General features: G+C 46.2%; 15 protein-coding genes. All 15 read right to left on the minus strand.

The window, feature by feature from the left end:
- Positions 1–59: 59 nt before the first annotated feature.
- Positions 60–1,322 (minus strand): cell division protein FtsA, encoded by a 1,263-nt coding sequence (gene ftsA, locus ACN6KS_RS23025; RefSeq protein WP_094873069.1) that lies wholly within the window; start codon positions 1,320–1,322, stop codon positions 60–62.
- 344 nt (positions 1,323–1,666) lie between these two features.
- Positions 1,667–2,437 carry a cell division protein FtsQ/DivIB gene (locus ACN6KS_RS23030; RefSeq protein WP_094873070.1) on the minus strand — a complete coding sequence of 257 codons (771 nt, stop codon included), beginning with the start codon at positions 2,435–2,437 and terminating at the stop codon, positions 1,667–1,669.
- A 63-nt stretch (positions 2,438–2,500) separates the two neighbouring features.
- The gene (murA, locus tag ACN6KS_RS23035; protein WP_094873072.1) at positions 2,501–3,784 is read right to left on the minus strand and encodes a UDP-N-acetylglucosamine 1-carboxyvinyltransferase; all 1,284 of its coding nucleotides are present in this window, start codon (positions 3,782–3,784) and stop codon (positions 2,501–2,503) included.
- 308 nt (positions 3,785–4,092) lie between these two features.
- Complete coding sequence (murG, locus tag ACN6KS_RS23040; RefSeq protein WP_440960595.1) at positions 4,093–5,205, minus strand: undecaprenyldiphospho-muramoylpentapeptide beta-N-acetylglucosaminyltransferase; 1,113 nt, start codon at positions 5,203–5,205, stop codon at positions 4,093–4,095.
- A 5-nt stretch (positions 5,206–5,210) separates the two neighbouring features.
- Positions 5,211–6,308, minus strand: a complete 1,098-nt coding sequence (spoVE, locus tag ACN6KS_RS23045) for a stage V sporulation protein E (protein ID WP_042130238.1) — start codon at positions 6,306–6,308, stop codon at positions 5,211–5,213.
- Between the two features lie 54 nt (positions 6,309–6,362).
- Complete coding sequence (murD, locus tag ACN6KS_RS23050; protein ID WP_094873075.1) at positions 6,363–7,784, minus strand: UDP-N-acetylmuramoyl-L-alanine--D-glutamate ligase; 1,422 nt, start codon at positions 7,782–7,784, stop codon at positions 6,363–6,365.
- A gap of 3 nt (positions 7,785–7,787) precedes the next feature.
- Positions 7,788–8,753 (minus strand): phospho-N-acetylmuramoyl-pentapeptide-transferase, encoded by a 966-nt coding sequence (mraY, locus tag ACN6KS_RS23055; protein WP_042190854.1) that lies wholly within the window; start codon positions 8,751–8,753, stop codon positions 7,788–7,790.
- A 21-nt stretch (positions 8,754–8,774) separates the two neighbouring features.
- Positions 8,775–10,181 carry a UDP-N-acetylmuramoyl-tripeptide--D-alanyl-D-alanine ligase gene (locus tag ACN6KS_RS23060; RefSeq protein WP_341135481.1) on the minus strand — a complete coding sequence of 469 codons (1,407 nt, stop codon included), beginning with the start codon at positions 10,179–10,181 and terminating at the stop codon, positions 8,775–8,777.
- On the minus strand, positions 10,178–11,665 hold the full coding sequence (locus ACN6KS_RS23065; protein WP_440960596.1) for a UDP-N-acetylmuramoyl-L-alanyl-D-glutamate--2,6-diaminopimelate ligase: 1,488 nt from the start codon (positions 11,663–11,665) through the stop codon (positions 10,178–10,180). Before ACN6KS_RS23065 ends, ACN6KS_RS23060 begins: the two co-directional genes overlap by 4 nt.
- 55 nt (positions 11,666–11,720) lie before the next feature.
- The gene (locus tag ACN6KS_RS23070) at positions 11,721–13,646 is read right to left on the minus strand and encodes a stage V sporulation protein D (protein WP_076284763.1); all 1,926 of its coding nucleotides are present in this window, start codon (positions 13,644–13,646) and stop codon (positions 11,721–11,723) included.
- An 80-nt stretch (positions 13,647–13,726) separates the two neighbouring features.
- The gene (locus tag ACN6KS_RS23075; RefSeq protein ID WP_440960597.1) at positions 13,727–15,958 is read right to left on the minus strand and encodes a penicillin-binding transpeptidase domain-containing protein; all 2,232 of its coding nucleotides are present in this window, start codon (positions 15,956–15,958) and stop codon (positions 13,727–13,729) included.
- Between the two features lie 45 nt (positions 15,959–16,003).
- The gene (locus ACN6KS_RS23080; protein ID WP_094873081.1) at positions 16,004–16,396 is read right to left on the minus strand and encodes a septum formation initiator family protein; all 393 of its coding nucleotides are present in this window, start codon (positions 16,394–16,396) and stop codon (positions 16,004–16,006) included.
- A 23-nt stretch (positions 16,397–16,419) separates the two neighbouring features.
- Positions 16,420–17,373, minus strand: a complete 954-nt coding sequence (gene rsmH / locus ACN6KS_RS23085) for a 16S rRNA (cytosine(1402)-N(4))-methyltransferase RsmH (RefSeq protein WP_042190866.1) — start codon at positions 17,371–17,373, stop codon at positions 16,420–16,422.
- Between the two features lie 37 nt (positions 17,374–17,410).
- Complete coding sequence (gene mraZ / locus ACN6KS_RS23090) at positions 17,411–17,848, minus strand: division/cell wall cluster transcriptional repressor MraZ (protein ID WP_036683674.1); 438 nt, start codon at positions 17,846–17,848, stop codon at positions 17,411–17,413.
- 365 nt (positions 17,849–18,213) lie between these two features.
- Entirely contained in the window at positions 18,214–19,485 is a 1,272-nt protein-coding gene (locus ACN6KS_RS23095; RefSeq protein WP_280786820.1) for an adenosylhomocysteinase, read from the minus strand.
- Between the last annotated feature and the right edge of the window lie 28 nt (positions 19,486–19,513).

Raw genomic sequence — 19,513 nt, forward strand, 5'->3', positions numbered from 1 at the left:
AGTTCCATCTCCCCCTCAATGTGCTTGGATGGCCGGTCCAAGTATATCTGGACTTACACTTATATAAACTCGCTGAACATGTTCTTTAGACGCTCGACAAACCCGGTCTTCTGAGCCGTTTCCTGATTTGGAGTGGCGTTCTGCTTACTCCGGTTGACCGTCTTTTTGTTGCTGCTTCCACCACTGCTTCTTCCACGGAAGCTACGGACAACATTATGCAGGATACCAACACCTCCGGTAAACCCAGGGTCCCGTACACCGATATAATCCGGTACAGCGATGCGTACAGATGCGGCCAATTCAGTCTGGGCCGCCTTTAATACGCCAGGCATCGAAACAGTTCCACCCGTTAGTATATAACCTCCAGGTAGTTCACTGTAACCAAGCCGTTTCACTTCCTGTTTAATCAGATGGAAGATTTCTTGCACCCGTGGTTCGATAATTGCCGCTAAATCCTCTTGGTTAAATTCCTTCTCTACATTACTGCCAATGCGCAGCACCTTGAAGACAACGTCAGAGGCTGCATCGTCAATCCATGCGCAACCATACTTTAGCTTTACTTTCTCCGCTTGATCAGTAAGTGTACGTAGTCCGTATGCAATATCATTTGTTACAAATTCTCCGCCGATCGGAATCGTAGAGGTTGCACAAAGGGAACTTTCTTCGTATATGGCTATCGTTGTCGACCCGGCACCGATATCAACCAGAACAGATCCCATCGATTTCTCGTCCTTGGAAAGCGCCAATCCACCAGCACCAAGAGACATCAGCACAAGATCCTTCACTTTCAGCCCTGATTTCTCAACACAGCGCAGTAGATTATGTATTGGCGTCTTAGCACCCGTAACGATGGTTGCGTCCACTTCTAAACGAACACCAATCATTCCGCGCGGGTCCTGAATACCTTCGAGACCATCGACGATAAATTGTTTAGGAACAACATCAATCACTTCTCGCTCCGGAGGCATAGCGATGACTTCCGCAGCTTTAATAACGCGATCGATATCATCCTCACCGATTTCACGATCCTCATTCTGAACGGCCACGACACCGTGGCTGGATTGCAGGCCAATATGATTACCGGAAATGCCTACATAAACCTCTGATATTTGAATACCCACCATTTGCTCTGCATGATCTATAGCACTTTTGATCGATTGCACAGTTTGGTCGATATCTACAATCGCGCCTTTACGTATTCCTTCCGAATCAGCAGATCCAACGCCAATAATATTAAAGGTTCCATTGGTAACTTCCCCAATTATTGCCCGAACTTTGGATGTACCGATGTCCAAACTAACAATGATGTCATTGTTGCTCAAGTCCTATGGCACCTCCTGTTATAATCAAAATAATTTGCATAACCTTATCCCGGTCCCGGGAAACTTCTCTGTACATATTCAACATACCTAACCCTTTCCCTCTTTTTTCTACAAATTTTTTGAACGGAATAATATTCCAACATCCCTAAATGTGATTAGTTACTCATAATTTTTTATAAGAATGATAATTATCACAAGAAATATAAGCCTTTTTGGTTATTACTAACCATATATAGGATTATATTTCAAAAAAATCGAAGAAAAAAGAGGGATATAGCTTCTTGCCCGTAAATCCGATTGTAGCATTTTTTGAACTCTATTAGTAGGGACTATTGACCTCTACTCTACTCTTGCACATCTTTTTGCTCATCGCCCTTTTGCTCCTCACTTTCGACCTGAAAAGGAACATACGAGTCGGCTTCAAGCATCGTGATAAGTCCAGGCTCCTTTGTCTCTATTACCTGATTCAAGTATGACACTTTGCTCTTTAATAAAGAGATGGATGTGATCACTTCGAAACGGGATCTAGTATAGAGCTTGATACGATCCGGAAATGACAAGGTTGGCGACGGAACAATCTCAGAGATATCACTTGTCAATTCATTAGTAATGCTTGCTAACGCTTGACATAGCTTAGCCTTATTCGGATCGTCCGGATCCCAGTTAGTTAATATGGGCTTCTCAACGGCTATCCCCGTATCATTTACTGGCACTGCAGCTCCACTCGACAGAATCGCCTTCAAGATGCCACCCTGTTCCAGTTCATAGGCCACCGCAGGGAATTCTTCAATCTTCACTGTAATTACCCCGGGAAAATCCTTCTTTACGGCCACGGCCTTAACCGTCTTAAGCTCCAGCAGAGATTGTTCCACAGACTTCGTAGAAACGGCAAAGAATTGTCCACCTATATGAATTCCACTTTGCGAGAGTAATTCTTCACTAGTAGAATACTTGCTTCCCTGAAAATCTATCACTGTAATGTGACTAATAGACGATCTAAAAAAAATCACAGCAAGAAGTGCAGTGAACAGTAGCAGAAGGATCGCCGTAATCTTACGGCTCATTTTTTTCTTAGGCTTGTCCTCTTTAAGAAGAGGTAATCGGGTTGTTGTCATTCTCATATCTCCGTAATAAGGCCCTGTCTCCTTCCTTGGTAGAACTGAAGGAGACAGGGAGCTTTAATTGGCCAAATCAAGTGGATCCGGTACGGGTACCTTGCGGCTTATACGCGCGCCAAGCTTCTGAAACAGCTTCTCTATTCCGTCATACCCGCGGTCAATATGGTGTGCTTGCTCAACGACTGTAGTCCCTTGTGCAGCGAGCCCAGCAATGACCAGAGCCGCACCTGCACGCAAATCAGTAGCTTCCACAGTAGCACCATACAATCTCTGAACGCCGCGAATAAACGCACGATTCATATCAATAGAAATATCAGCGCCCATCCGCGCCATTTCTTCAACATGCTTGAATCGTCCCTCAAACACCGTCTCCTTGATTACACTGAAGCCATCAGCGAGAGACAACAGCACCATGACCTGAGATTGCAGATCGGTTGGAAAAGAAGGATAAGGAGAAGTCACAATTCTCTCAACAGCACGTGGACGCCCCATACAACTGATATTAATTATATCATTGCACACTGTGATTTGAACACCAGCCCGCTTGAGCACATGAATAAGCGAAGTCAGATGCCCCGCGTTGGCATGTGTCAAAGTCACATTTCCTCGTGTAGCTGCCGCAGCAATCATTACGGTTCCAGCCACAATCCGGTCAGGTATCACCTCATACGTACAGGGATATAGGTTTTTCACCCCTTGAATTGTGATGGTGTCCGTACCTGCACCGATAATCTGAGCACCCATACTATTTAGAAATTGCTGTAGGTCCTGTATCTCCGGCTCTCTCGCGGCCCCCGATATCGTTGTTGTTCCCTCTGCCTTTGCGGCAGCCATCATAATATTCTCCGTTGCTCCTACACTTGGATAGTCGAGATGAATATCACTCCCTATAAGCTTAGAACCCCGACAGAATATTCTTCCGTTGCTCTCCTCGATCTCCGCCCCTAACGCCTTAAGTCCTTGTAGATGAAGATCTATTTTACGCTCTCCGATCGCACAGCCCCCGGGCTGATAGATCGTTACCTCTCCAAATCTGGATAACAACGGTCCCATTAGAAAAATAGAAGATCTCATCTGCCGCATTAAATCCTCAGGGATATGAGATGTCCCGACGGCAGACGTATCTATCGTCACCGTATCCTCTTGATGCACGCACCTGCAGCCCAGCCGATCTAGGATGTCTAGCATAGTCTCGATGTCCAGCAGCTTCGGCACATTATGCAGTGAGTGAACTCCTTCGGCCAGCAGGCTTGCCGCTAGAATCGGCAGCGCCGCATTTTTTGCTCCATGGATACGAATGGTGCCTGACAGGGGACTTCCACCCTCAATCACCAATTTGTCCAATGTATCACCTCCGAGATTACCGCTCACCCACCACAAACACTTCCGTTACAAGCTCATATGAAATGTACAAGTATAAACGTCTTCGGCGTCCTTTATAAGGACGATAGGCGTTTAAGCGAGAAATATAAGGATGATGTATAACGTGAAACTTATACTTTCTTATATTTCAAGAATATCCTGCACTACATCTCAGGTTTGGAAGTGTCCTGGGTGATTGTCACGATTATAGGATTATCCTATGTTCGTTCCTCCAAGTGTGTGACAGAGAGCTGCCAATAAGGAAAACCCGTATGCAAAACGATGATATCTTAAGACTTCTTACCTGCAAGTCTTCGGAGCTCGCTTGTGATTACTGCCGCAGAATCTCTTTTACCAAGTCGTTTGGAGGCCTCTGACATCTCCTCACGCACGGCTTCAGTTCCGATGATTTTTTGAACCGCCTCAAATAGAGCCGTGCCGTTTAAATCTTTCTCAAGCAGTACCACAGCAGCACCTTCACGTTCCAACTGTCTTGCATTCGCCTCCTGATGGTTATTCGTCACATTAGGAGATGGAATAAGTACAGAGGGAATACCCAGCGCTGTAATCTCAGCGAGAAAAGATGCTCCCGCCCGATTAACGATCAAGGAGGTACAAGCCAACACCTCTGGCATATTATGAACATAAGGAAGGACATGCAACCAGTTTGGTAAGCTACCCAGCTTTTGACGTAATTCCGCCCGTGTCTCTTCGAAATAGGGTTCACCTGTAACATACACATAATGAACACCATTACCCTTACCCACTTTAGGGGCCATTTCAATCATGGCTCTATTAATAGCCTTAGCCCCCTGACTGCCACCAACCACCAAAACCACTGTACTGCCATCCGAAATCCCCAGCGATGCGAATCCACGTTGTGGGCTTGCTGTAGTAACTGTTGTAGCACGTGGATTACCAGTATAGATCACATTTTTGCTGCCCGGAAAAGAGGACTCTGTTCCTTCAAAGCTTACGGCAACTGTACTCGCATACCGACTCAGAAAGCGATTGGTCAGACCTGGTATGGCATTTTGTTCATGGATCAAAGTAGGGATGCCCAACCGGGATGCAGCATAAACGACTGGACCACACACATAACCGCCTGTTCCAATCACAACATCTGGTTTGAATTCTCTTAGCATTTCTTTGGATGCCTTAACACCCTTCAAGAAACGCATCACGGTCTTGACATTGTCTATGGATAGCTTGCGCCGAAAACCAGTGATGTCAATAGATTTGAAAGGGATATTCTCTTGAGGAACAAGCTTGCTCTCTAAGCCGCGCGTTCCACCAATATACAGGAAGGTAGATTTGCTATCTTCCAACTCCATTTGCCTAGCAACAGCGACCGCAGGATAGATATGTCCACCCGTGCCTCCGCCGCTTAATACGATACGCATCTCTTTCACCTCGCAAAACGGGATAAGTTCAATAGAATGCCAAGGGATGTTAGCATTAATGTAAGTGAAGATCCGCCATAGCTAATCAGAGGAAGCGTGATGCCCGTTACAGGCATTAGACCAATAACAACACCAATATTAATAATGACTTGCACAGCCACCATACAGACGATGCCAACGGCCAGATAGCTTCCAAAACGGTCAGGCAGACTCATCGCCACCTTCATCCCGCGCCAGATTAGAATAAGAAATAGGATCAACACAGCCAAACCACCGATAAACCCCAGCTCCTCGGCCAATATAGAAAAAATAAAATCTGTTTGTGGCTCAGGCACATAACTGTACTTCTGCCGACTCATTCCTAATCCAAGACCACCGAGCCCCCCAGGACCGATCGCATATAGCGACTGAATGATCTGGTAACCTGCACCAAGGGGGTCGGACCATGGATCAAGAAAAGCGGTAATCCGCTGCAACCGGTAAGGCGCTGCTGCAATCAAAGCAACAAACCCTGCCGCACCAGCTACTCCAAGGGAAAGTAAATGCTTCATTCTAGCCCCTGCTGTAAAAACCATCATCAAGGCTGCACCAAACATGACAGTACCTGTACCCAAATCCGGCTGGAGCATGATCAACGCGAAGGCTGACCCAATGAGCGCAAGCGGTGGGAGCAGGCCGCGTGTGAAGGAAGTGATGTCGTATTCCTCTTTTCCTAGCCAATTGGCTAAGAATAGAATCATCCCCATCTTCATGAATTCAGAAGGCTGGATCCCGAAGGAGCTAATTCCTAGCCAGCTGCGCGCTCCCCCGCGTACTACACCAATACCCGGGATAAGCACAATAACAAGTAAGAAAAAGCAGATTAGAAGTGCCGGCTTAGCCAGCTTTTTCAGCACCCTGTAATCGGTATTCGCCGTAACGAACATTGCGACTAGGCCTAGTCCTGCAAACAAAAGCTGTCTTTTTACAAAGTAAAACGAATCTCCATAATTGCGGAAGCCCAGAACGGACCCGGCGCTGTATACCATCACCATGCCGATCACCAGCAAAGATAGAATAGGAATCAGCAACCAAATATCGGGAGCATGACGAGTTTTGTTCATCAGGAGCACACCTCTTGCATCCGTAGTAGGGATGGGGCTTATCCACCCCCCTACTTAAAGGTTATGCACCGCCTCTTTAAAAATACACCCGCGCTCTTCATAGGATGTAAACATATCCCAGCTTGCACAGGCAGGAGACAAAAGAACAACATCTCCTTCTTCCGCCAGAGCGGAAGCTTCCTGAACAGCTTGCTCAAGCACGGCAGCGGCACTCTCCCCATTATCGACGGAGATAATCTGCTTTAATCCTGCCAACTGTGCTACATTTGTTAGCTTGTCCCTAGTCTCCCCTAACGCCACTATCGCTTTGACTCGGCCGCTCAGGACTGGCAGCAGCTCCATATAATCGGAGCCACGATCTAATCCACCAGCGATCAGCACTACGGGACGCTGGAAGGATGTTAGTGCCATAATCGTCGCTTTGGAGTTAGTTGCTTTGGAGTTATTATAATAAGTGACTCCAGCCTTATCAGCTACATACTCCAGCCGGTGCTCCACACCGCGAAATGAAGCAAGCACATCACCCAATAAAGAGGGGTCTGCTCCAGCAGCGATGGCAATTCCACATGCAGCAAGTGCATTCTCCACATTGAAACGCCCCGGAAGGCTAATGGAATCTACATCAGCAATGATTGTTTCTTGGCCTGCAGAATTGCGATAGATAATGCGACGCATCAGATCGTCATCTTGACCTGTAATATAGGACGGGCTAACAAATACGCCGTAGGTCAGCTCCTCAGACCTAGAGAATGGGAGAATCGAAGCCTTCACATATGGTACCAGTTCCCGGCAAAAAGGATCGTCCCAGTTCAGCACAGCCGTATCCGTAGCTACTTGATTGGCGAACAGCTTTGATTTGGAATCGACATAATCCTTCATGCTGCCATGATAATCCAGGTGGGTCTCCGCAATATTCAACAAACAACCTATTTTGGGGCGGAAAGTCTCCGTACCTTTGAGCTGGAAGCTGCTGAGTTCGACCACCATCCAGTTATCCTCTGTAGCTTCTTGCGCCGCCTCACAGAGAGGCGTGCCAATGTTACCTGCAACAATCGGATTCATACCTGCAGCTTCCAGCATTTGACCTACCCAGGTCGTCGTTGTCGTCTTGCCATTGGATCCCGTGATGCCAATTATCGGCGCTGCACAAAGACGGTATGCAACCTCTACCTCTGTAACTACTTCAATGCCAAGCTCAAGAGCCTTTTGTACAGGAGGTGCAGAATAAGGAATGCCTGGATTCTTAATGACCAGACTTACGCCTTCATGAATCAGTCCATCCGGATGCCCACCGCTTATAACACAAATTCCCAAAGATTCCAATTCGGAAGCTTCGGGACTTTGATCTCTTTCCTTTTTATCGTTCACCGTAACTACAGCGCCTCGATCATGCAGCACTTTAGCAACCTGGACACCGCTTTTTGCGAGTCCAAGCACAACAACTTCTTCACCACGGTACATATCTGGATGTTTCATTTGCTACAACCCCTTGCTAATAAATAGTCCAACAGCAGCTAATATCAAGCTTACCGCCCAGAACGAAATTACCACACGCCATTCCGACCAGCCACCAAGTTCAAAATGATGGTGAATCGGGCTCATTCTAAATACACGTTTGCCACGGGTTTTGAAAGAAACCACCTGTATCACGACTGATAACATTTCCACCACAAACACACCGCCAATAATTAAAAACAGCAGTTCGCTCTTTGTGACAATAGCAATCGCACCTATCGCACCGCCAATACCAAATGAACCGGTATCTCCCATGAATACCTTAGCAGGATGGGCATTAAAGACCAGAAATCCAAGAACGGCCCCGATCATAGCCGCTGCACACACTCCAGCTGCAATTGACGTAGCCTGCATCGCTACAACAGCATAAGCTGCCAATGCAATAGCACTTACACCAGACAGCAAACCATCTACTCCATCGGTAAAGTTAACAGCATTCGTTACGGCCATCATCATAATAATAATGAACGGATAGTAGAAAAAGCCGCCCCAATCAAAGCTGAAATCAGTACCCGGAACGCTGATGCTTGTGCTATGTCCTGCAGAAATCAGCAGACCGCACATCACAGCACCTACCAACAGCTGCCCGAACAATTTTTGACGCGCCGTAAGGCCCAAAGAACGCTTGAATACGATTTTGATATAATCATCCAAAAATCCGATCAGTCCAAAACCAAGCGTAGCCACTAGTAGTACGTAGAAATCGTTATTCACCACAGAAAATTTCAGATAAGCCAATGTAAAAGCCACGATGATTACGATACCGCCCATCGTCGGCGTTCCCGCTTTCTTTAAATGGGATTGCGGTCCGTCATCTCGCACCTGCTGTCCGAATTTCATCCTGCGCAGTAGCGGAATGAAGAGCGGAGCGGCAATGACCGCAAGGATAAAGGAAACAGCAATAGTCAATAACAATAGTTGATAATCCATGGGTACACCCCCTCCATTTATTTAGGTCTCTTTAATCTCTTTACTCAGGCTCTGAAGAACTTCCTCAAGCCTCATCCCTCTGGATCCTTTGAATAGTACAATATCCTTGGAGCTGCTTTTCTCGATAAGGACGGCTGTTAATTCTGACTTATCCGTAAAAGCCAGCACACGCTCGTTTCCGAATCTTTCCTTTGCAGCTTCTGCAATATGGACTGACAATGGGCCATAGGTATATACAAAATCAGTCACTGCGGGGTCTAGGTAGTAGCCAATTTCTTTATGAAACTCTATTTCATCCGGCCCAAGTTCCAGCATGTCCCCCAGTACTGCGATTTTTTTGCCACTGCATTTCATAGTTTGAAGCACATCAATGGCCGCCTTCATAGAAGTCGGACTGGCATTATAAGCATCATTCAAAAGGGTAAGCCCGGAAGAAGTTTGAATCACTTCAATCCGCATACCTGTCAACTTTAGCTTACTTAACCCATTCTCTACATTTTGTTCTGTAACTCCAAAATGGCGAGCAACCGCTAGTGCAGCCAACGCGTTGACAACGTTATGCTGGCCTGGCAGCGGTAATGTAAAAGCATGTTCCTTATGAAGGCTTGACGTAAACGTCATACCACCATTATGGGACATCATCCCTGTCGGATAATCATCATTATCTCCGTTCAGGCCGAAACGGAAGGACACCATCCCCTCCGGAGCCTCAAAAGCGGACTCTTGCATTACCTCAGTCAGCAGCGGTTCATCACCGTTATAAATTAGCAATCCCCCTGGCTTTAGCCCTTCGACGATTTCCAGCTTGGCACGGGCGATTTCTTTGCGGGATCCCAGTTGCAGCAGATGCGACTCACCTATATTAGTAATGACTGCAACATCTGGTGCAGCCAAAGAAGCCAGCAGAGCAATTTCTCCCCGCGAGCTCATACCCATTTCAAGCACTGCAATCTCTGTATCCTCAGCCATGGATAGAATCGTGAGCGGAAGACCAATATGATTATTGAAGTTTCCCTCTGTCTTGTGCACCTTGTACTGCATTTCGAGCATGGCCATAATGATATCTTTTGTCGTAGTTTTGCCATTACTCCCCGTAACAGCGACAACCTTCGGAGCGACCTCATTTAAATACGAAGCGGACAGCTTCTGAAGCGCCTGTAGCGTATCTTCAACAATAATGACTCCGCCACCCTCAGGTGCAGGACCTTTATTACGCTGCCATAAGGTCCCAGCAGCACCGTCAGCAATCGCTGTAGCTGCATAATGATGACCGTCGAATTTGTCTCCCGTTAGAGGAACAAACAGGCAACCTGTAGTTATCTTACGGGAGTCAGTAACGACGCCCGTAACAGTTATATTCACAGTTTCAGCAGCAGGAACTTCACCTGCGCACATCACAGCAATTTGTCCTAGTGTTCTTGTAATCAATAGATTCGACCCCTTATAACTTCTTTAGCGACGATGCGGTCATCGAAATCGTGAACCACTCCGCCAATCAGTTGGTAGGTCTCATGACCTTTCCCCGCAATCAATACTACATCGCCAGAGCTTGCCATTTCAATAGCCTTCCCAATGGCTTCTCGGCGATCAACAATCATATGATACTGGTCAGAGGTGACTCCATCCTCTACTAGCCCTGCTTCTATATCCTTCAGAATGAGCTCAGGGTCCTCCGTCCGAGGGTTGTCAGAGGTTATGAATACCATGTCGCTATATTTTGCGGCAATCTTACCCATCAAAGGTCGTTTCGTGCGGTCTCTATCTCCTCCACAGCCAAACACAGTAAGCACTTTACCTGTAGCAAATTCGCAGACTGTTTTTAATACATTTTCCAGCCCGTCTGGTGTATGTGCATAGTCAACGATAACGGCATAGTCTTGCCCCTCATCTACTGACTCCACCCGTCCAGCTACACCATCAATCGCTTCAAGACTAGTCTTGATATCTGACAGTGACACATCTTCCAACAACGCTGCCGTAATCGCCGCAAGTGCATTATAGACATTGAATTTACCAACCATACGAAGTGAAATGTCCGTCTCACCCTTAAACGTATCTACATGAAAAAAAGTTCCTTTTGCAGTGATCGAGATTTGCGAAGCTCGGACATTAGCGTTGTTATCAATGCCATATGTAATCACTTCCGCTGCAGTTTGGGTTGCAAAATAGTGGCTCGCCTCATCATCAGCATTAAGCACCGCATATTTGCGTTCTTCTTTCCAAGGAGAGATCACATTTCCTAGTCTAGAGAAGAATAGACCTTTAACCGCCCGATACTCCTCCATTGTATGATGATAATCCAGATGATCCTGGGTTAAGTTCGTAAATATTGCTGTACGGAAGTCTGCACCCTTCACACGTCCTTGCTGAAGCGCATGGGAGGAGACTTCCATTACGCAACATTCCACACCTTTGGAGGCCATATCATGAAGCGAGCGCTGCAGATCTAGTGATTCTGGAGTGGTCCCTGACATAGGGTAGCTTTTGCCGTCATAGCGCATTTGAATGGTCCCAATCAGACCCGTCTTCATATTCTGGTCTTGCATAATTCGCTCAATAAGATAAGTCGTAGTTGTCTTCCCATTTGTACCCGTAACCCCGATCATTCTCATTCGGCTGCTAGGTGAGCCAAAGAAGGCATTCGACATGACAGACATCGCAAAACGGCAGTCATCCACAACGATCTGTGGAATATCAAGCTCTAGCTTATGCTCACATACGATAGCAGATGCTCCAGAGGCTACGGCTTGCGGCGCAAATTTATGTCCGTCTACGGTGTGACCCGGTAAACAGATAAACAGATCACCCGGACTTACACGGCGGGAATCAATCTGAAGATCAGTAATCTCCACCTCCCCGTCCCCGTATAGACGCGAAGTAGCAAGACAAGCAGATAATTCATTAACTTTCATAGTAATCCCTCACTCTACATTTTCGGATACAAACTGAACCCTTATATCTTTATCATTATTCACTAGAAGCTCCCATATAAATCCTGATGGTTGAGCCCTGTTCTACTCTTGCCCCAGCTTTCGGAGCCTGATTGATGACCGTATTGCCAGAGCCTGAACGCGCCAGATTAAAATTCATATTTAAATCCTCATAGATATCTTGTACGGTTGCACCTGTAAGGTCAGGCACGGTCACAATCGGAGTTTCACCGTATTTATAGGTTTTTGGAAGCTGATCACTGCGCTCAGGAACCTTCATATAGTGCAGCGAGTCTTCCAAAATATTTTGCACGATTGGAGCTGCAACTACACCCCCAAATTGAATCCCTTTCGGGTTATCCACTGCAGTGTAGACAACGATCTGTGGATCATCCGCCGGCGCAAAGCCAATAAAAGAAACAATATGCTCTGTCGGAGAATAACGTCCATTTACAACCTTCTGTGCAGTACCCGTCTTGCCACCTACACGATAGCCGTCGATAAAAGCCGGCCGTCCCGTGCCTTTGGCAACCACGCTCTCAAGTGCTGCCCGCACCTTCTTGGATGTCTCCTCCGAAATCACCTGCCGCACAAGCTCAGGCTTCACCTCTGATACCGTCTCTCCCGTTTCCGGATTAACCCATGACTTTGTTACATGTGGTTTATAGAGATTACCACCATTGATAGCCGCGGACACCGCAGCAATCTGCTGAATAGGTGTAACCGAGACCCCTTGGCCAAAGGCCGTAGTTGAAAGCTCTACCGGACCTACTTGACTAAGCTTGAACAGAATCCCATTAGATTCTCCGTTTAGATCAATTCCCGTTTTGCTGCCGAAACCAAAATCACGAATATATTTGAAGAGTGTTTCTTTGCCCAGCCGTTGCCCAAGAGCAACAAAACCAGGGTTACAGGAGTTCTCAACCACCTGAAGGAAGGTCTGGCTGCCATGGCCGCCTTTTTTCCAACAGCGCAGCTTCGCACCCGCCACTTCGATAAACCCAGGATCATAGAAATGATCGTTTTGCAGGTCTACCTTACCTTCTTGCAATGCTGCAGCAAGTGTGATGATTTTGAACGTCGAACCAGGCTCGTAGGTCATCCAAATGGGCAAATTCCGATTATAGATCTGCGGATCATATTCCTTATATAGACCCGGTTCATAACCCGGTCTACTTGCCATGGCCAGAATTTCACCATTCTTCGGATTCATCGCTATAGCCCAAGCGCCCTGCGCCTGATATTTCACCATAGCTTGATCCAGCTCACGTTCCATAATGGATTGAATCTGTTTATCAATCGTCAATTGCAGATTAAGCCCATCCTGAGGGGCAGAATACTTCTCCGATGATCCAGGCATGAGTCTTCCACCTGCGTCAGACAAATACGAAATATTGCCTGCTATTCCTTTAAGTAAATTATCGTAAATGTTCTCGACGCCGGTAATCCCTTGGTTATCAATACCTGTAAAGCCTAGTATATGCGCGGCAAGATCGCCGTAAGGATAATATCTTTTGCTATCCTCAGCGACAACGATGCCCGGCAACTGCAAATCACGGATGCTCGCGGCAAGTTCCATCGTAATTTTGCGGCCGCCGGGCTGTAGTTTCACCGACATTGATTTTTTAGTCAGCAAGCTCATCAGCTTCTCCTCGGTCATCCCAAGCAGAGGCGCCAATTGCTGCGCTGTCTTTTGCTTCTCCTTCACCTGCACAGGCACCGCATAAACCGTAGGCGTACTGATATTATAGGCCAGCGGTATACCTTCACGATCCAAAATTTCACCACGCTTGGCTGTAAAAGGAATATTCCGGCGCAAGGAATCTTCTACCTTGTCACTTAATTTCTCGCCTTGGGATAATTGCACGTAAGCAAGACGTACGACCAGCGAACCGAATAACACTGCCAGTCCCAGCAGCGTCCATAGCATTCTCCGCCGTGTTACGACCTTCGAAACCTTCATTCCGTTCTCCCCCGCTTTCACCTATAGACATGAGCTCTTATCTTCATGACTATTCGGGACAAACTGGGGTTAGAACAAGCCTATGGCCCACTCTGCGATTCCGTACCCTCATCAGCAGACGAAGTTGCCGGAACATCTTCACTATTATCATTGAATGGTTTCAGCTTTAATGTAAGTAGTGGTTTTCCATTTTTTGTTCCTTCAATCTGCTCGGACACATATCCTTCGCCTTCTACCGCTATCTCCACTTTTAGAAGGGTTAAAACCTCAAGAGCATCGCGCAGCGACTCTCCTTGCAAATTGGGAATAGTAGGCTTGTCCCCTTGCTTGCTTAACAGGTATATACGCTGGCCAGGAGAAAGCTTCGTTCCAGCCTCTGGATATTGGGTTTCCACAGAAGCTTCTTCACCGACAACAGCAAAATCAAAGCCTTGATCCAGAAGCGTTTCTCTTGCTTCCTTCATCGTTTTCCCCGTCAGATCAGGTGTAGTTCGGAGCACAGGTGCATCCGATTTAACTGTTTTTTTACTGTCCTTATCACTAGTTTCAGTTGCTAATTTAGGAACCCCCATGTATTGCAGTGACTGCGATACGATTTCTTTAAATACAGGAGCTGCAGCTTTACCGCCGCCAACCTCAACGTTCGGTTCATCAATAATAACAATAACAGCGATTTTCGGATCATTCACAGGCGCATAACCAATAAAGGAGACCAATACTTTGGACTTCACGTAGTCCTTACCTTCAACCTTAATAGCCGTTCCTGTCTTCCCCGCCACACGGTAACCTTCAATGTGAGCGTTCCGTCCTGTCCCTTTGACTTGGTCGGCAACTACCTGCTCCAAGTATTCACCTGTTTGCTTGGCACTTGCCTCATCAATCACCTGACGCACTACACTAGGCTGAGTAACCTTAGTATTTCCGGTGTTTGGGTCCGTAACCTCTTTTACCACATATGGAGTCATCAGTTTCCCGCCATTGGCGATCGCAGATACAGCAACCAATTGTTGAAGTGGGGTAACTAGCACTTTACCATGCCCATATGCGAGTGTAGCAATTTCGATAGGACGTCCAAGGTTAGGGTTAACGACCCCACTGGCTTCCCCTGGCAAATCGATTCCTGTCTTCCCATTAAAGCCAAAATCATCAATATACTGTAAAAGTCTATCTTGTCCGAGCATTTCATAAAGTTTTACAAAAAGAACGTTACTAGACCGCTTCACACCTTCCAGGAAGCTGATTTGCCCCCAACCGGAACGATTAATATCATGCAATGCCTTACTGTAGCCCTTAATTCTGATAGATCCTGACAGAAATGTTGCTACGGGATCAAAAAGCTTCTCTTCTACAGCTGCTGCAAGTGTAACAATCTTGAAGGTGGAACCAGGTTCATAAGTTGATTTGATAGCATGGTTGTAGAAACCCGCTGCATCAGCACCCGTATCCATATACTTATTAGGATCAAAGGTGGGCATATTCGCCATCCCCAAAATCTCCATCGTATTCGGATCAGCGGCAATGACACTCATACTTTTCGGCTTATATTGCGCATATGCCTTTTCCATGGCCGCTTGTATATATTGCTGGATCGTACTGTCGATGGTAAGCTTGAAATTACTGCCATTTACTACAGGTTTATAGGTATCTTTTGAATCCGGCAGCTTAACCCCTTGACCGTCACTTTGATAAAGCAGCTTGCCATCAGCACCCTTAAGCTGTGCATCCAGGGACTTTTCCAGACCCATAATCGCCTTGCCATCCCGATCTGTGTAGCCTAATATATGTGCAGCAAGCGAACCCTTAGGGTAATATCGTTTCTGCTCTCTAACCAGACCAATCCCGGTTTCTTGAATTTTATGCTCTTTACCCAGGGCTACATAAAACTCTTTCACCTTATCAGCAAGTTCCTGATCAATCTTCCAGCCTTCATTACGAATTTCACGATTCTTGAGGTATTTGCCATCCTCGCCTTTAGCCTCAATCAGCTTCCGCAGCTCATCTTCTGGCTTGCCAAGTAGCTCATGCAATCCCTTGACGACCTCATCACCAATTCCCTTTTCAGCAATGACTGCCGGGTTTACAACTACAGTATAAGCAGGGACATCACTTGCGAGCACACTCCCATTACGGTCAGAAATCGTTCCTCGCTCGGCTTTGATAGTCGAAGTGTGCGCCCAAAGTGTAGCAGCCTTTTCTTGCCATTCTGAACCCTCCATAACTTGAATCCAGAAGACTCTAGCTATCAAAACAAGAAAAAAGAGGGTAATACACCCTCCTATAAACAGCGTGCGAAGTTTTATTCTCTTTACCATAAGCGAACCTCACAATTTTTTTATTGCGATCTTGCCAATCGCTCACTAATTATCGCCTTCTGTCGATATCGGATTCGCCGGAATAAAGATGGTAGCATTTTCATCCGGTGCTACATATCCAAGATCCTTTGCCTTTTGGGCAACCTTCTGCTCCAAATTCTGCTTCTCCATCTCATACGTGGAAATTTGCTTCTTAGCGGTCGCTATATCCTTATCTAATTTCTGAGCCTGCAAGTTCAAATCATAAATGTGAACGTAACGTGAAATCAGGGTGATAGCCACTAAAACGCATACTCCTAGCGTCAGCATATACAAAAGTTTCTCTTGCAGCGGAAGTACTCTTCGTTTGGTAACTACTTTTGTCTTCTCGCGGTAAAGGGGGTTTACTTCTTCTTTTCTTTTGGGCTGAACTGCTAAATTGCCGCGGGTATAGGCCATCTCTGACTCTCCTTTATCGTCAATTACAATTTTTCTGCAATGCGCAGCTTAGCTGAGCGGGCTCGAGTATTAAGCTCAAGCTCTTCCTCAGAAGGCACAAGCGGTTTGCGGTTGATTAACTTAAGCGTGCCTTTCGCGCCGCATACACAAAACGGAAAGTCAGGCGGGCATGTACATCTGCTTAAATAGCTGCTTAGTATTTGCTTGCAAATTCGGTCCTCGAGCGAATGAAAAGTGATAACGGATACTCTACCTTCTGGTGCAAGGCAACGTACTGCGCTATGTAATCCTTCTTCAAAAGCACCCAACTCGTCGTTTACAGCAATCCGTAAACCTTGAAAGCTGCGTTTAGCGGGATGTCCTCCCGTTCTTCGTGCAGCCGCCGGAATACCTTCCTTGATAAGCTCAGCTAATTCTCCTGTGGTCTCCACAGGACTTTCTTCTCTTCTGTCTACAATTTTCTTAGCGATTCTCCGCGAGAACTTCTCTTCTCCATATTGGAAAAGCACACGGGCAATCTCCTGCTCAGACCACGTATTCACAATATCAGCAGCCGTTAATAGCGCTGTCTGATCCATCCGCATGTCCAGCGGAGCATCATGATTGTAACTAAATCCGCGTTCTCCCTCATCAAACTGGGGAGAGGATACGCCAAGATCAAAGAGGACTCCATCCACTTGGGGAATGCCATCTTTTTGTGGTACAAAGGGCACATCCTTAAGTACACTCTCCAGATCACGGAAATTGGTCTTAATGAGTACAACCTTATCTCCGTATTCAGCTAGTCTTTCTTTTGCGTTCTCCAGAGCCCAATCATCTTGATCCAAACAGATTAATCGGCCTTCGCCGCTAAGTTTGGAAGCGATTAGTGCGCTGTGGCCTGCTCCACCGAGAGTGCAATCTACATAGATTCCGTCTTTTTTGATGTGCAGCCCTTCTGTCGCTTCTTCTTTAAGCACCGTGATGTGGTGAAACAAGCTGCATCCCTCCAGGACAGTATTCGATATTGTGTTTTTATAGATCAAAATTGAAATCCACCAATTTTTCGGCAATTTCGTTGAACGATTCCTCGGACTGTTCGAAGTACTGCTCCCATAGCTCTTTGTTCCAGATTTCCACCCGGTTCGAAACGCCCAGAATAACACAGTCTTTGTCCAGTTTGGCATACTGCCTTAAATTGGCCGGCAGATTTACCCTTCCCTGCTTATCCCATACACATTCTGTTGCGCCTGAGAAAAAAAAGCGACTGAATGCACGGGCATCTGATTTCATCAGTGAAAGGCTTTTTAGCTTTTGTTCCATGATTGCCCATTCTTCCATGGGATAAACAAATAGACAGGAGTCTAGACCACGGGTCGTCACAAAGGAGGTTCCAAGCAATTCACGGAGTTTAGCCGGAATAATAATTCGGCCTTTGTCGTCAATGCTGTGTTGATACTCTCCCATGAACATCCTTTTCCCCACCCCTAATCCCCGAATCCCCACTTTACCCCACTTTTCACCACTTAAGCATAATAGATTCGCCATTAAAAATCAAAAACCTTTTTCTGGCGAAAGGAATTTTTTGCTAAATCAAATAGATCATTACCCAATTCACAATTCGCCACATAAAAAAAGCCATGCAATCGGAATCCTGTCCGCTGCATGGCTTTTCAAGCATTAACGCCTTCGTCTTCCTTATAAGGACAACGAAGCGTCTATGCGAGAAATATAAGGATAATGTATAGCGTAAAACTTATACTCTCTTATATTTTACAAAAGTTGCTTCAGTTCAAGGTACTCTTGGTTAATATACTTTATTGTTGTGCATTCCGTAATTAATCGTTCAGATTCCAGCTGTCCAAATAATCCACTTGTGCTGAAGTCAGGCTATCAATGTTAATGCCCAGACTTTGCAGCTTGTAGCGTGCTACCTGCTCATCGAGCTCATAAGGAACATTCTCAACTTTTACGCCTATGCTCTTATAATTATCATTAACATATTTCAACGACAGTGCTTGTAACGCAAAAGTCGTATCCATAATTTCGGCAGGGTGTCCATCCGCAGCACCCAGATTTACAAGTCTGCCTTCTGCAAGCAGATATAGTTTACGTCCGTCGCGAAGCTGGTACTCTTCGATATTTTTCCGAACAGTACGCTGAGATATGGATCTTTCAGACAATTCAGGCTTATTCACTTCAACGTCGAAATGGCCTGCATTGCACATGATTGCGCCATCCTTCATCACATCATAATGTTCACCGCGAATGACATAACGGTTACCCGTTACTGTAACGAAGAAATCACCAACCTTAGCAGCTTCCAGCATAGGCATAACTTCGAAACCATCCATATGTGCTTCAACGGCTTTAATAGCATCCACTTCTGTCACAACCACTTTTGCGCCCAACCCTTTGGCACGCATAGCAACACCTTTACCGCACCAGCCGTATCCGACAACAACTACAGTTTTGCCAGCAACGATCAGGTTGGTCGTCCGAATAATTCCATCCCATGCGGATTGGCCTGTGCCATAGCGGTTATCAAACAAATATTTGCAATAAGCATCATTTACTGCGACCATTGGGAACTTCAACACACCTTGCTTTTGAAGAGCTTTTAGACGAATGATGCCGGTTGTTGTTTCTTCAGCACCCCCACGAATATTCTCCATTAGATCAGGACGCTCCGAATGTAGCAAGGTAGCAAAATCCCCACCATCATCAATAATCAAATCCGGTTTGCTTTCCAGCGCCTTGATATTAAGGGCTTTGAACTCTTCAGGAGAAGGGTTGTATTTAGCAAATACGGTAATTCCGTCCTCTACAAGCGCCGCACATACATCATCCTGTGTAGAAAGTGGATTGGATCCAGTAATGGTTACTTCTGCACCGCCTGCTTTGACTACCTTCGCCAGATAAGCGGTTTTAGCTTCCAAATGAAGCGTAATGGAGACTTTCAGTCCTTTGAACGGCTGTTCAGCTTCGAACTGCTCACGGATACGGTTCAATACCGGCATATGTTGACGAACCCAGTCGATTTTCAAATGACCTTCGGATGCGAGTGACATATCCGCCACGATACTATTTTGTTTTGATGAACTCATAATGAAACCTCCTAAAAGTTTTGTGAGCATT

The organism is Paenibacillus nitricinens (genome assembly GCF_052056485.1).
Taxonomy (GTDB): Bacteria; Bacillota; Bacilli; order Paenibacillales; family Paenibacillaceae; genus Paenibacillus_AQ; species Paenibacillus_AQ nitricinens.